This window comes from Dyella sp. (genome assembly GCF_036384435.1).
Classification (GTDB): Bacteria; Pseudomonadota; Gammaproteobacteria; order Xanthomonadales; family Rhodanobacteraceae; genus GSA-30.
Map to the genome: position 1 here is coordinate 21561 of NZ_DASVMI010000138.1, position 14215 is coordinate 35775.

The 14215-nt window shown below is 58.8% G+C and carries 12 protein-coding genes; 10 read left to right on the forward strand and 2 right to left on the reverse strand.

Going from position 1 to position 14215, the window contains the following annotated elements; all coding sequences use genetic code 11:
* Window positions 1–60: 60 nt before the first annotated feature.
* Together VF436_RS13520 and VF436_RS13525 are read right to left on the reverse strand one after the other, a co-directional pair.
* Window positions 61–2520 carry a sensor domain-containing protein gene (locus VF436_RS13520; protein WP_330904549.1) on the reverse strand — a complete coding sequence of 820 codons (2460 nt, stop codon included), beginning with the start codon at window positions 2518–2520 and terminating at the stop codon, window positions 61–63.
* A 252-nt stretch (window positions 2521–2772) separates the two neighbouring features.
* Window positions 2773–3390 carry a helix-turn-helix domain-containing protein gene (locus tag VF436_RS13525; RefSeq protein WP_330904550.1) on the reverse strand — a complete coding sequence of 206 codons (618 nt, stop codon included), beginning with the start codon at window positions 3388–3390 and terminating at the stop codon, window positions 2773–2775.
* A 107-nt stretch (window positions 3391–3497) separates the two neighbouring features.
* Here VF436_RS13525 and VF436_RS13530 point away from each other — a divergent pair, with 107 nt between their 5' ends.
* The 10 genes from VF436_RS13530 to VF436_RS13575 all read left to right on the forward strand — a co-directional run.
* On the forward strand, window positions 3498–4595 hold the full coding sequence (locus VF436_RS13530) for an AbrB family transcriptional regulator (protein ID WP_330904551.1): 1098 nt from the start codon (window positions 3498–3500) through the stop codon (window positions 4593–4595).
* Between the two features lie 4 nt (window positions 4596–4599).
* On the forward strand, window positions 4600–4917 hold the full coding sequence (locus VF436_RS13535) for a hypothetical protein (RefSeq protein ID WP_330904552.1): 318 nt from the start codon (window positions 4600–4602) through the stop codon (window positions 4915–4917).
* Window positions 4918–5034: 117 nt separating this feature from the next.
* Complete coding sequence (locus tag VF436_RS13540) at window positions 5035–5601, forward strand: TetR/AcrR family transcriptional regulator (protein ID WP_330904553.1); 567 nt, start codon at window positions 5035–5037, stop codon at window positions 5599–5601.
* Between the two features lie 944 nt (window positions 5602–6545).
* Complete coding sequence (locus VF436_RS13545) at window positions 6546–7106, forward strand: fimbrial protein (protein ID WP_330904554.1); 561 nt, start codon at window positions 6546–6548, stop codon at window positions 7104–7106.
* A gap of 163 nt (window positions 7107–7269) precedes the next feature.
* Window positions 7270–7989, forward strand: coding sequence for a fimbrial biogenesis chaperone (locus tag VF436_RS13550; protein WP_330904555.1), 720 nt, complete (start codon window positions 7270–7272; stop codon window positions 7987–7989).
* A gap of 179 nt (window positions 7990–8168) precedes the next feature.
* Window positions 8169–10748 carry a fimbria/pilus outer membrane usher protein gene (locus VF436_RS13555; protein ID WP_330904556.1) on the forward strand — a complete coding sequence of 860 codons (2580 nt, stop codon included), beginning with the start codon at window positions 8169–8171 and terminating at the stop codon, window positions 10746–10748.
* A complete protein-coding gene (locus VF436_RS13560) occupies window positions 10745–11305 on the forward strand; it encodes a fimbrial protein (protein WP_330904557.1) in 561 nt (186 codons plus the stop codon). Before VF436_RS13555 ends, VF436_RS13560 begins: the two co-directional genes overlap by 4 nt.
* A gap of 48 nt (window positions 11306–11353) precedes the next feature.
* On the forward strand, window positions 11354–11866 hold the full coding sequence (locus VF436_RS13565; protein ID WP_330904558.1) for a fimbrial protein: 513 nt from the start codon (window positions 11354–11356) through the stop codon (window positions 11864–11866).
* A gap of 11 nt (window positions 11867–11877) precedes the next feature.
* Window positions 11878–12882: a fimbrial protein gene (locus VF436_RS13570; RefSeq protein WP_330904559.1), complete on the forward strand. Its 1005-nt coding sequence runs from the start codon at window positions 11878–11880 to the stop codon at window positions 12880–12882.
* 756 nt (window positions 12883–13638) lie between these two features.
* Window positions 13639–14215, forward strand: a 577-nt coding sequence (locus VF436_RS13575; RefSeq protein ID WP_330904560.1) for a hypothetical protein, incomplete at its 3' end; no start/stop codon positions are given.

Consider the following 14215-nt stretch of genomic DNA (forward strand, 5'->3'; position numbering starts at 1 on the left):
GTGGCGATTATGCTACGCCCGCTTTTAAGGGGAGTAAAGTCGGCCGCGTTGCAGCCAGCCTCACAACGACCGCAACGCACGAACCGGCTGCGGCATACCAAACAAATACCCCTGAAACTGATTGCAGCCCTCGGCCATCAAATACGCCAACTGGCCTTCGGTTTCCACACCTTCGGCGGTAGCCTGAATTTCCAGGCTGCGGCTCATGCCGATGATGGCGCGGATGATCGCCATCGCTTCACGACTTTCGTGCATGTCCCGGGTAAACGACTTGTCGATCTTGATCTTGTCGAAGGGGAACGAGCGCAGATAGCTGAGGGAGGAGTAACCGGTACCGAAGTCGTCCAGGGCGATGCGTACGCCCATCGCCTTCAGGCGCTTGAGTGTCTCGATATTGGCATCGGTGTTTTCCAGCAGCACCGATTCGGTGATTTCAAGCTCCAGGCGCTGGGGATCCAGGCCCGACGTGGTGAGCGCCGATTCCACCACGCTGACAAAACCGCTGTTACGGAACTGCACAGGCGACAGATTCACCGCCACGCTCTGCACGCCATCCCACGTGGCCGCTTCATGGCAGGCTTCGCGCAAGGCGAACGCGCCGATTTCATGAATCAGTCCAGTTTCCTCAGCGATGGGAATGAACTCAAGCGGCATCACCACGCCCTGGCGTGGATGATGCCAGCGCATCAGCGCCTCGTAGCCGGTGATGCTGCCCCGTTCGCGATCGGTGATGGGCTGGTAGTACAGCTTCAATTGTGCATCGACAAGGGCTTCGCGCAGGTCGATTTCGATCAGGCGGCGCTTGCGTGCTGTCTCGTCCAGTTCGGGGCGGAAACATTCAAGCCGGTTACGGCCGTTGCGCTTGGCTTCGTACAAGGCCATGTCGGCATAGCGCAAAAGCTGGTCGGTCGCACTATGGTTGAGCGGTGCCAGGGCGATGCCCACGCTCACACCCGCAGTCACGGTGTGGCCCTCGATCTGGAATGGTGGCCGCACCACGTCGATGATCCGTAGCGCCGTGTGATAGGCATCGTCCGGGCGCTTGATGCTCGGCAGCACGATGGCGAACTCGTCACCACCCAGCCGTGCCAGCGTATCCTGCTCGCGCAAGGTCTTGCGCAGGCGCGCAGCCAATTGGCGCAAAAGCTCGTCGCCGTATTGATGACCCAGGCCGTCATTGACGTTCTTGAAATGATCCAGGTCCAGGCATAGCACCGCCGTGATCAGGCGCTGCGAGGCGTCACCGCGCAGGACTTCGTTGAGCCGCTGACGAAACAACAGGCGATTGGGCAGGCCCGTCAACGAATCGTGGTGTGCCATGTAGTGGATCTGCGCACTGGCGTTGAGCTCCTCGGTGACGTCATCGGCGATCGTCATCACGTAGCTGCTACGCGGGTCCTGGCCCCGGATAACCATGCTATTGCTGCGCAGCGTGCGCGTACCGTAGCCGGTCCGCACGGCGTCTTCGGTGCGTATCGGCGTCTGCGAGCGCACGGCCGCGTCGACGAGATTGTCGATGTAGGCACTCACTTCTTCGGGCAGACAATCGCGCGGATGCTTGCCCACCATGTGTTCCTCGCTGCTGCCGAAGAATTTTTCAGCCTGCGTATTGGCCAACATCACTTGCCGCGACACGGCATCCTGCACCAGCACGGCGGATGGGATATGCGTCACCACGGTATCGAGGAAGTTCGATAGCGACGCCATTTCCTCACTGTAGCGTTCGGCCAGTTCCTTGGCCACCACGACCTGCTGCTCACGCTCGCGTCTTTCGGTGACGTCACGCGTGATCTTGGCATAGCCGATCAGCTTATTGTCTTCGTCATGCACGGCATCGATGATCACATGCGCCCAGAATGCTGTACCGTCCTTGCGGTAACGCCAGCCCTCGGTCTCGGAGCGACCGGTCTCCCGTGCCGTTTCCAGGCCCCTGGCAGGCAGGCCGTCGAGCCGATCCTGTTCGGAATAGAAACAGGAAAAATGAAAGCCGATGATCTCGCCTTCCGTATAGCCCTTGGTCCGCTCGGCACCGGCATTCCAGCTGATTACACGGCCGTCGGGATCGAGCATGTAAATGGCGTAATCGGTGACGCCCTGCACCAGCAGGCGAAAGTAGCGTTCCTGCTCGCTTTGTTCCAGTTGGCGACGGCGCTGCTCAGTGATATCGCGGGTGATCTTGGCGAAACCGACCAGTTTGCCGTCATCGTCACGCACCGCGTCGATGATCACGTGGGCCCAGAACGCCGTGCCATCCTTCCTGTAGCGCCAGCCCTCGGCCTCGAAGCGCCCCGTGGCGCGCGCGGTTTCCAGGCCACGGTCGGGAATGCCCGCCGCGCGATCTTCCGGCGAATAGAAGCACGAGAAATGCTTGCCGACGATCTCGGCCTGGGTGTAGCCCTTGGCGCGCTCCGCACCAGCATTCCAATTGGCTACGATGCCGTCCGGTGTGAGCAGGTAGAGCGCATAGTCCACCACGCTCTGCACCAGCAGGCGGTACATCAGGTCGTTGTGGCCGGTCATCGTGTTCTCCAAGCGTCCATCCTGGCGGCCAGCCGGATTGGATGGCGTCGGGGATTCCTGATGTCGACTTGGAAGGATGGCAATGGAGAGGATATCGGCCCCTGGCGGCTGTGCTTTAATCCTTTCCCTGCTTGGCCGATGCGCGTGCGCGGGCCAACTTGCTGCAAGCGGGCTGGGTAAACCGCAGCGTAAAAACGCAGTAACACGTGCGCATTTGCCAAGGGACCGTCGTGGTGCCGCAAGTGCAACGGATTATTGACGGACTTGTTCCAGATAGCAGGCCAGCATCGCCTGCAATTCCTCCATGTAGGCATCGCGCGCGTTTTCTTCCGCGCGTGCCAGCGCGGTGACGTTCTTGAGAACGCTTATCAGCACTGGTGCCATGGCTTGGGCCTTACGGGCGTCGAGCCCCAGTGTGGCCGCTTGTAGCACGGCGGCAAGGCCTTCGCGCATGGCAGCGCGAAACACCAGGCGCGGCCCCCCATCGCGTGCGTCGATCAGCACCAGCACGCATTGCCGCTGGTCCTGCAAGGTCTGCATGAAGTCGATCAGCGCCCGGGCCAGATGCAAGCTGCTCATGCCGGCAGCACGATCACGCAGGCGCTCAAGCGCGGCCACCACCTGTTGCGCATAGCGATCGAGCAAGGCATCGGCCAGGGACTCCTTGGACGGGAAGAAGCGATACAGCGAACCAATGGCGGTATCGGCACGTGCGGCGATCTCGGTCATGGTGGCATCTGCATAGCCCTTCTCGGCGAACACCTGGGCACCCGCATCAAGGATCGCCGCGACGCGCAGACGGCCCCGTTCGCGCTTGGGCGTACGGGCGACTTCGGACGATTTGATGGCATTTGACTTTTGTGAGGACATCCTCAACAATCTATTTGCGAGGCGACCCTCGCATTTTAGCTTCAATCGCTGGACTCCTGCCTTGAAAACCGACTGACAGGAATTCCCGGGCTACGGACCACCACGGCATGCCTAGTCGCAGCACTTCGCTCACCGCTTCATCCCCAGTGACCTGGCTCGTACTCATGGGGCTTTCGGCCGTGCTGTGCGCCGGATTGCTGATGGCTCGCCTGCCTGCTGCCTTGCTGCTGGGGCCCATGGTTGCGGCCATCGCGGTTGCCGTCTGGCGCGGTGGTATCAACGTACCCGCGCCTGCGTTCGTACTGTCGCAAGGAGTGGTCGGCTGCATGATCGCCAGGATGATCCCCGTGGCGATCATGGGCGAGATCGCCAGACACTGGCCGTTATTCGTGATTGGCGTGCTTTCGGTCATCCTCGCCGCAGGGCTGCTGGGATGGCTGATGGTGCGCCTGCGCGTGTTGCCCGGCACGGCGGCGCTGTGGGGCACGAGCCCTGGCGCAGCAACAGCCATGACCTTGATGGCCGAAAGCTACGGCGCGGACATCCGCCTGGTGGCGTTCATGCAATACCTGCGTGTGGTGGTGGTCGCCACGATCGCTGCCTTGGTTGCCCGGGTGGTGGGTGCCCATGCGGCCAATACCCCTGTTTCGGCGGCCCCCTGGCTGGCACCGGTGCATGGGTGGCCACTGCTGGAAACACTGGCACTAGCCGTGCTCGGTCCGGTCTGCGCGAGCCGGCTGCGTATTCCCGCTGGCGCACTGCTGGTTCCGCTGGCGGGTGGCATGCTGTTCGGGCATCTGGGCTGGATCACACTGGAGCTGCCGCAACCTCTGCTCGCCCTGGCCTACGCCTTGATTGGCTGGAGTATCGGACTGCGCTTCACCCGGCCATTGCTGCGCCACGTAGCACGTGCCTTGCCGCGCGTGCTGGCCTGCACCTTGGCACTGGTGCTGGTCTGCTGCGGGCTTGGCTATGGTTTCGTGGCATGGGCCGGTGTTGATCCCCTGACCGCTTATCTGGCCACAAGTCCAGGCGGGGCCGATTCGGTGGCGATCATCGCATCGACCACGCATGTAGACGTGCCCTTCGTCATGGCCATGCAGACCGCGCGTTTCGTCGCAGTGATTTTCGTCGGACCGGTGATGAACCGGTTCATTGCCCATCGCTCGGGCGCTCACCGCGACCCGGCATCTCAATCGGAGTGACCTGATGGACTACGTGGCAGCGCTCTTCGTCGGCGCATTCCTGTGCAACGCCCTGCCGCACCTGGCCGCCGGGCTGATGGGCCATGGTTTTCCCACGCCATTCGCCAAGCCGCATGGTGTGGGCTTTTCATCGCCTGCGGTGAACTTTGTCTGGGGTTGGGCCAATGCCGTGGCCGGTCTATTGCTGATCGAGCGGGGGCACATCGTGATTGGCCTGAATGCGCATTTCGCAGCAGCGCTGTTGGGTGCCCTGTTGCTGGGCACACCCATGGCAATCCATTTCGGCAAGGTGCAGGCCAAGCGCTCCGCCGTGAGCGCATAGTAGTGACGTTATCGCAAAAGGCACCACGCGACTTAAGGGCAGGGATGGGAGCGAATTCGATGCGCAGCGCGACGAAGGCATTGCTTATAATGACGCCAGATCTCCCGGGAGTGCGCCATGAGAGTCAGCCGCGAACTTGTCGCCGAACATCGCCAGCGCATTCTTGACGCCGCCAGCACGCTTTTTCGCGAGCACGGGTTCGATGGCATCGGCATCGCCGACATCATGAAAGCAGCTGGCATGACACATGGCGGCTTTTACCGCCACTTCAAATCCAGGGAAGATCTCCTCGAACAGGCTTGTACACGCGCCATGGCTCATAGCGCTGAGCGATGGGAAAACATTATTGGGGATGGGAGCGACCCGGCGAGCGCGTTATCGCTCTTGCGCGCCATGTATCTCTCATCCGCCCACCGCTCCGCTTTGGGCCGCGGGTGCGCAGTCGCCGCATTGGGTATGGATGCGGCACGCCAGCCAGGGCCGGTGCGCAAATCTTTCGCATCGGGCTTCAATGTGCTGGCTGACAAGTTGACTCGCTTAGTGCCAGGGACGACTGCGGCAGTGCGCCGCCGAAGGGCGTTGGTATCGCTCACCCAGATGGTCGGCGCCCTGGTGATTGCACGAGCGGTGGACGACGCAAAGCTATCCGCCGAAGTGTTGACGGCGGCCCTGGACGACCGATAGGCCGATCAGGCAGGCAGACAACGTGGGCGCCAACGATCCCTCTGGGGCCACTGCCGCCACAGATCGCCGCAGGCCTTGTGTATGAGGCGCCCAAGCTTGGGAACCTCTAAAACCTACCCTGTCCGTTGCCCCGGCGCAGGCCAGGACGTAAATGATTCGGCCTTGATCGAGCCAGAGACGCTAGATCCCAGCTCTTGAGTCCCGTCGGGAGATTCACCGGAATGACGATTTCACCAGCAGGTTTCCTGAGGTTCCAACGTGTAGTCCATGTACGGAAATGGCGTGCATGCGGTCTTGGCCTGTGAACTCTCTGTCCGACACAAGGCGACGCGTGGAGCATCTGAAAGGTACCGCCCTGGTTCGCGCATCCCAGCGATAACCCAACCGCTGCCACTGATGCGCGCATCACGCTCGCCGCATGGCTCGGCCAGATTGATAGCTGCTGGCCTGGGCCAGCAGTGAACGACATGTCCCCCGCACCTGGGCGATCAGACGAGTCAAGCTCCTATAGCCGGCCATGTCGACCGATATGCACCCGTGAGACAGAGCTATGTGACCAGCACTGCCCCTTCCTTGCGACCTGCAAACCGAGCCAGAGATCCCTTAATTGAGGTCGTCCACACACAGATGAAATCTTGGTAATTATTTAACACCCTTTTTTTTGAAAAATATAAAACTCATTGCACAAGCCATTTTTTGAATTAAAGATACTTTTTGTATGGGTAACCATGAGTTTTTTGAATGATTGATGGCGCCTAAATAAATATCACCTAATTCAACTACTTACCAAGAATGATGCGGCCTTCAACACCCACGAGAAATACATTCGAACTTTTTTTATATCCGCAAAAAATTTCTACATATAACTTACACAGCACTCGCCTTTGACCTACCCAAGCGTGTGGCGAGCACGCCTACAAATTTAGGAATCACCAATGAAGAACATGAAGATCGCTGCAGCAGTTGCGCTGTCGCTTGGCTTTGGCATGACCGCACCGACGATGGCCGAGACCAGCGGCGGCGTGATTACGTTCAATGGCGTGGTGTCGGATGCAACCTGCACCGTGCAGGGCGGCTCGGGCAGCGATGGCGCTGCAAACAACTTCTCCGTTACGCTGGCCAGCGCCAAGAGCAGCGAGCTCGACGCGGCCGCCAAGACGGCGCATCGCAAGGCGTTCGACGTGCTGATTGGTGGTCCGGGCCAGACGACCTGCATCGCCACCGCCGCTGATATGTATTTCGAGCCCTACAGCTCCAACATCGATGCGGCCACCGGCAACCTGCGCAACGCACTGGGTGCCAACGGTGCCGGCAATGTGCAGGTGCAGTTGCTGAAGGCAGACGACAGCGTCATCGACCTGCGCCTGCCGCAGGCCGGCAAGCAGAGCAGCACGTTCACCGATAACACGGCGAGGCTGACCTACAAGGCTCAATACGTCGCTACCGCCGCAGCGACTCCGGGCCAGATCCAGACCAACGTGGTCTACACCGTCGTCTACAACTGATACCGATCTCGAAAGGCCTCTTATCTGAATTGTCATTCCGGCACACGCTGGACAGATGAGGTTTTTCTGGACTCCGGGCATCGGAGCGACATCCGGATCGACGGCCTCGCGGCTGTCGATCCTTCAACGCCGGGAAACATTCATGAAATCCTTACGTTATGCCATGACCACCCTGCTGATGTGTGCAAGTGTGCTGCCTTCAGTCCAGGCCAGCGTCATCATCAATGGAACCCGGGTGATCTATCCGGCAAAAGAAGCCGAGCTGACCGTCAAACTGGATAACGAGGGCGACCTGCCAGTGCTCGTACAAACTTGGCTGGACCGTGGTGACGAAGGGCTAGCACCCGAAAGTGTCAAGGTACCCTTTACCATGATGCCACCCATTTTTCGCATGGAGCCTCACAAGGGACAGGCCGTCCGCGTTACCTATACGCATGAGGCGCTCCCCGGCGACAAAGAGACGCTCTTCTGGTTCAACGCCCTGGAGATCCCGCCCAAAGAAAGCGACTCCTCGCCGGAAAACAAACTGCAGTTCGCCATTCGCACGCGCATCAAATTCATTTTTCGACCCGATGGCCTGGCCGGTTCCGCCGAAGAGGCCTACACGAAACTGCAGTGGACTATCGCAAATGGCGCGGACGGCAAAGCGTCCCTCAAGGTCAACAACCCCTCCCCGTATTACGTGAACTTCGCCAAGGTGGGCATTCAGGTGGATGGACGGGACATCTTCAATGACGGCGGAGGCATGGTTGCCCCGGGCCAGAGCAGTGAATTTCCTCTCCAGGAAAAAGCCAGCCCGGTTCTGCGCCAGGCCAAGGCTGTATTCGACGTCATCAATGACTACGGTGGCATCGTGCGCAGGGAAGAAGCGCTGGTTCCCTGATCACCGCCCTGTTTGTAGTCATTTCATCATGGGAACAACGAATGTCGTCATGGACGAATAGACGCGACTCGCGGAGGTCGGATAGTGCAAGCAAGGTACGCTTCCTATCGCTTTTGATCGCGGCATCGCTCGCTTCCGGCGAGGCATGGGCCGTCGCTGCGGCATCACCCGCGGCAGCAGTGAGCTTCGATACATCGCTTTATATGACTGGCATTGGCCAGTCGGTGGATATCTCTCGTTTCGAGAAAAGCGGCTATGTGCTGCCCGGCACTTATCGCGGCGACGTCTTCGTCAATGGGGTATGGCGCGCACATCGCGACATCACCTTCGGCGGCGCCGAGGGCAACGGCAATTCGCAATGGTGCTTTGATGCATCCATGCTTGCAGAGTATGGGCTGGACCTGGGCAAGCTGGCGGCGAAAGATCAAACAACCACGCTGAAGTCGCTTCCTGTGTCGGGCGCAGTATGTGGCCCGATCGGGAACTACGTACCTGGCGCGTCGGCCACGTTCGATTCCAGCGAACAGACCCTGTCGATCCAGGTTCCGCAGTTGTACATATCACGCGATGCGCGTGACTACGTCGATGCTTCGCAATGGAATCAAGGCATCAACGCCACCATCATCAATTACAACAGCAATGTCTATCGCAACGGCGGCCGCAATGGTAGCACTAACGCATTCATTGGCTTGAATGGGTCAGCTAACCTGGGAACCTGGCATCTCTACCATCTGGGCGCGATGTCCTGGCGCAGCGGCCAGGGCACGTCGTACCAGAACACGGCGACCTATCTACAGCACGACCTCCCCAGTTTGCAGGCACAGGTGGTCGCTGGCGACACGTTCACCTCGGGTGATCTGTTTGACAGCATCCGCGTGCGCGGCGTACGCATGTACACCGATGACCGCATGTGGCCACAATCGCAGCGTGGCTATGCTCCCGTTGTGAACGGCATGGCCGAAACCAATGCGCATGTCTCGATTCGCCAGAATGGCTACGTCATCTACGATACCAATGTCGCTCCTGGCCCCTTTGTTATCGACGACCTCTATCCCACCGGCTACGGCGGCGACCTTGAGGTGGAGGTTATCGAAGCCGATGGCCGTGTTCGTCGCTTCACACAGCCTTATTCGGCGGTGCCGCAGTCGTTGCGCGCAGGACAAACATTATGGACAGCCACGGCAGGTCGCGTCAGCCAGGAAGGCGTCATCAATGCGCCTTCCGTGCTGCAATCGACCTGGCAACACGGCCTCAGCAATCTGTTAACTCTTTATACCGGCGGCACGATCGCCCAAGGTTACCAATCAGCCATTATCGGAAGCGCTTGGAATCTCTCCTTTGGTGCCGTATCGACCGATTTGACCTACGCACGTACGCAGCTACCGGGTAGCAAACCTTTCCAGGGACACAGTTTCCGTGTCGGCTACAACCGCAACCTCAATTCATCGGGTACCAATCTGTCGGTGGCAGCATATCGCTACTCGACTCCAGGCTTTGTCGGCCTGTCCGATGCAATCACGCTGCGCAGCTTGGCCGCTCTCAACCAGAGTGGCCAGTTGCAACGCCAACGTTCGCGGGTGACGATGGTGGTGAACCAGCGCCTGGGCGATCGCTACGGTCAACTGTATGTGAGCGGCTCACGCGCCGACTTCTGGAACAGTCGTGGTAACCAGGTCGATTTCACCGTCGGCTACAGCAACACGTGGGGCGGAGTGAACTTCAACCTCAGCGTCCAACGTTCGCGCGACAGCGTCGATACGGTGTTTGCCCAGCAAGATCGCGATCGCATTCCAGGTGCATCGCCGATCTTCACGACCCAACTACCCACCGTGCGTGATACCCGTGTGCTGTTGACCGCCAACCTTCCACTGGGCCGCGACAGCAGTGGTCCCATGCTCTCGAGCACGCTGACCCGGTCGCGCAACGGTGGCAACAGCAGCCGTGTTGGCATCAATGGTCAGTTCGGTACCGATCGTCGCTTCAACTACGATGCATCCGTCGCTCATGCGGGTGGCCGCAGCGCCTCGCTCAATGGCAGGTACCAGGGAACGCGCGGCAATATGTCGGCATTCTACAGCACCGGCAACGGCATACAGCAATTCGGCGGCGGCGCGGATGGCAGCATCGTGGTGCACCGGGACGGAATGGTATTCGCGCAGCCGTCCGGCGACACGATTGGCCTGGTTCATGCGCCTGGAGCCACGGGCGCGCGCGTGGACAACCAGATCAACAGCACGGTCGATGTCAACGGATTCGCCATCGTGCCCAATCTGATGCCTTACCAGGTCAACACGGTGGCACTCGACCCCAAGGGTGCTGGCGCCAATGTCGAGTTCAAGAGCACCTCGCAGCGTATCGCACCGCGCGCAGGCACCGTGGTTCGGCTCGAATACAAGGTGGATAGCAGCATGGTGTGGCTGATCGATACCGAACGAAGCGATGGCAAGCCCGTGCCCTTTGGCGCCGAAGTGACCGACGCCACCGGCAAGAGCGTAGGCGTGGCCGGCCAAGCCAGTCGACTCATCGTGCGTGGCGTGGATGCCCCTGCCATATTGACCGTGCGCTGGGCAGCCGATGAACAAGGTACCTGTCAGGTGCAGCTTGGACAGCAGGCCGCGCCCGATACGTCCCGCAAGGGTATCCAAATGGTCAAGGCCCCGTGCATGTCCACTTCGAGCACCACGCCCACGCCAGCCGACAAGGCAACGGCTTTACGCCGGGATCACCCGGCCACTCGCGAGGAGTCCACCACATCATGAAATATTCTGCTTTTCGGCAAGCCCTCAGCGGCGCATTCGTGACTGTACTGGCTTTATCGTACGCACTGTTTCCCGGCCCCGCCCTGGCACAGACTAGCGATGTCGGGGTCAGCGGTCGCATTGTCGTTCGCACCTGCGATTTCGCCAGCAGCTATCAACCGACGCAAGATCTTGGGCGCTTGAGCCTTCAGGCACTGGCACGACTCGGCGTCGGCCAGGCCGAGCCCAGCGCCCATGATTTCTCCATCGACCTCAACTGCGAAGCGGGCGCCAAGGTCAACGCGACTTTCGCCGATAGCCAGCAACCGGGCGTACCCTCGGCTTTTCTCGGCCCCACCGCGGAGTCGACGACGAAAGGCGTCGGCATCCAGTTATTTCGCGGCACAAACGACGCCCCTATCTCGCTGGGGACGGGCACTCCACCCTGGGAGGTGACTCATGACGCACCCGGTGGACCACTGAGAATTCCCTTGCGCGCACGCTATTACCGATTCGCGTCGGACATCGATGCCGGGAAGCTCACCACGCTTGCCATGTTTACATTGACCTACCTTTAAGCGGATCGCACTAAAGCGCGAATCATCATGATCCAGGAGGGATTCCCCATGAAATCGTATACATTTACCGCAGCATGCCTCATCGCCCTGGCCAGCCTGGCGGTGTCCGGCGCAACCCATGCGCAATCTACCGCCCAGGTCAACGTCACCGGACGCATCACGTCCGGCTGCAGCGTGAACAGCAGCGGCGTGACAATTCCGCTGGGGAATGTCTCAGCGGGCGCGCTACCGAGCATCGGCGACCACTCGCCCACCAGCCCGACACAGAACATCACCATTACATGCCCCGCGGACCCGACAGGCATCGTCATGAAAATGACTGGCAAGTCCGTCAATGGCCGACTGGATGTGCTTGAGCTTACCAATGCCGGTGGCAGCGGCGTGGCTAACGGGGTAGGTGTGCAGCTGATCTATGACAACAAGCCGCTGGTTCTCAATAGCGACGTCGCCATTCCCATCGCTGCCAGGCAAATCCCGATCGCTGCTCATTACATTCGCCTGGGCACGCTGTCACCTGGCACGGCCGATACCACCGCCACACTGAATTTCACGTTTAACTGATGGGAACATCGATGATGAACGATCACTTGCGCCATCCACATAGTCGCAAGAGACATGCTTCAGCGATCCCTTTATCGTTCAAGCTGCTCGCAATGGCATGCTTGCTTTACAGCGGCATGCAGGGCAAAGCCAGCGCACAAGGCGTGTATTGCCATTCGCCGCTCCATACCGAATTTTTGCGTGAAACCATTGTCGTGCCGAGCAACGCCAAACCTGGCCAGTTGCTGGGGACCCTGACTTTCCGTCGCCCAAGTGAACGTGCGGATTGCTACTGGAACGGAGTCAGTCGCACCCAATTAATAATGTCGTATCCCTTTCAGCAGTACGGTGACAGCAGAGCTGGCTACTATGTACCGAATACAAACCCGGGCCTTGGCTTTCGCGTGCGATACAACGGCACCATGCTTCCGGCCGATGCGGGAATCATGATCATACAAACTTTCACCAGCGCCGGCGCTATCCCCATTGCTCAGGGGACAACGACGGTAGACGTGATCAAAGTGGGCACAGCAGCACCCCAAGCTCTTAATGTCGATGTGAGCTATCCTCGTTTGAGGTGGGGAAACATGACCGGCAACGTGTACCACAATATAGTGACAGTCCTTGTTGCGCCTGCACCCACCTGCCGAGTAGGGACTGGCAATATATCGATTGACCTCGGCCAGGTACGTGCCAGCACATTGCCAAGCGTGGGATCGACTTCTCCCACGAGCACGCCGCAGAACGTCTCCGTCATCTGTTCTGGCTCGCCCAGCGTCAGGATGACGATGTCGGGCAATGCGGCACCGGGCCTCAACGATGTCATTGCGTTGTCCGATATGGCCACGCCTGCCAAGGGTGTCGGCGTGCAGTTGCTTTATAACAACGCAGCACTTGTTCTAAACCGGATATATAACCTGTCTAGCGCAGCGCCATCGACGTTGAATGTACCTATCGCTGCGCGTTACTACAGAATCGGCGACATCTCGGGCGGCACAGCCAACGCAAGTGCGATACTGACATTTACTTACAACTGAATAAAGCACCGGACACGACGGACAAGAAAGCAACACTCAGCTTCACGTTTAACCGAAGGCTATAACGCGCCGATTACCATGGGTTATTACCGAACAGTCGATATTTCGCCACACTGAACACCATCGATCATTATTGCCTACGCATACTCGGACCTCAGGGCTGCCGCGAGCAACTATGGCGATAATATATTAATAACCTCGGAAGACACGTAGCCTCTATAATTTATGCATCGAGATGTCATCCATGCCAAGATACGGATGATGTCTCGCAAGGACGCTGATCATAGACCATGCCATCGTTTCGAAATAAACGAAGAATTCGACAAATCACGGGCGCGCTTCTATCGTTGTTCCCTATCAGCGGCGCAGCAACGGATTATTGTCTGGCCATGGGAATCCGCCCACCTCATCGCCGCAAACCTGCACCATGCCCATCTCAATTCGGTTCTGCTTTCCCGACCTATCGGCACCGGGCTTTTCAGGCGCGATGTCACAGTGACAGGAGCATTCGTAGGAATGCCGTCCATTTGAGAATTTTTCTGGTATCGGCGTGATTCCGCGTTGGCGGTCTCAAAACTTTCTCAATCAATTATTTAGTCGGCCTGAGCCTACAACGATCTGATCTATCGATGACGGCCATACACGTATAGGAATTTATAATAGTTCCCTCAGGCGAAACAGTCAGGCTCTTCGCGGCCATGAAATGAAATCCAAGAAGCAGCATGGATCATTTCTTCAAGGATGATGATAAAAACCGTGTTTCCTTTCCAAAATAAACGAAAACTCACCCAAGCCATCGTCGCGCTTTCTTTACTGTTGCCAGCAGGCAGCGCACTGGCGGCTGCGCCATGCATTTCCCTGGGGTCTGCACCTGGCTTCGCAAACCCGACCTACTATATGCCCGCATCCATCCAGGTCCTGCCGTCCCAAAGCATAGGAACCGTGCTTTTCCGCGGCCAAGCGACCGTCGGTGGCTGGACATACGCCGATTGCATACTCATCGGAAAGAGTCCGCAATCGGATGTAATATCTCTCCCCGGCCCGCCTTTGCTAAACAATGTTTTCCCTATTGACCGTTATCTTGGCGTACGCGTAGCCACGAACGGGGCGCCTTTTACACGGCAGGGACGAAACTATGACATCAAGGGTCCTGGAAAAAAATCGTTCTCCACGTTCAATATCACTTTTGAATATATAAAGCTTGAGCAACCCAGGGGCACTGTCCGATACGCAGGTGTATCGGCCTACTCTTTTTTTCAGTCGAAAAGCGGCACCGCCTACGTTTGGGACGTAAAAAGTTCGAATGGATTTTCGCTGGTTGGTGTGGTGCCAA

Bases quoted from the DNA above. Each gene is read 5' to 3' on its own strand.
- VF436_RS13520 (WP_330904549.1), bottom strand. From the start codon at position 2,520: ATGACCGGCCACAACGACCTGATGTACCGCCTGCTGGTGCAGAGCGTG.
- VF436_RS13525 (WP_330904550.1), bottom strand. From the start codon at position 3,390: ATGTCCTCACAAAAGTCAAATGCCATCAAATCGTCCGAAGTCGCCCGT.
- VF436_RS13530 (WP_330904551.1), top strand. From the start codon at position 3,498: ATGCCTAGTCGCAGCACTTCGCTCACCGCTTCATCCCCAGTGACCTGG.
- VF436_RS13535 (WP_330904552.1), top strand. From the start codon at position 4,600: ATGGACTACGTGGCAGCGCTCTTCGTCGGCGCATTCCTGTGCAACGCC.
- VF436_RS13540 (WP_330904553.1), top strand. From the start codon at position 5,035: ATGAGAGTCAGCCGCGAACTTGTCGCCGAACATCGCCAGCGCATTCTT.
- VF436_RS13545 (WP_330904554.1), top strand. From the start codon at position 6,546: ATGAAGATCGCTGCAGCAGTTGCGCTGTCGCTTGGCTTTGGCATGACC.
- VF436_RS13550 (WP_330904555.1), top strand. From the start codon at position 7,270: ATGACCACCCTGCTGATGTGTGCAAGTGTGCTGCCTTCAGTCCAGGCC.
- VF436_RS13560 (WP_330904557.1), top strand. From the start codon at position 10,745: ATGAAATATTCTGCTTTTCGGCAAGCCCTCAGCGGCGCATTCGTGACT.
- VF436_RS13565 (WP_330904558.1), top strand. From the start codon at position 11,354: ATGAAATCGTATACATTTACCGCAGCATGCCTCATCGCCCTGGCCAGC.
- VF436_RS13570 (WP_330904559.1), top strand. From the start codon at position 11,878: ATGATGAACGATCACTTGCGCCATCCACATAGTCGCAAGAGACATGCT.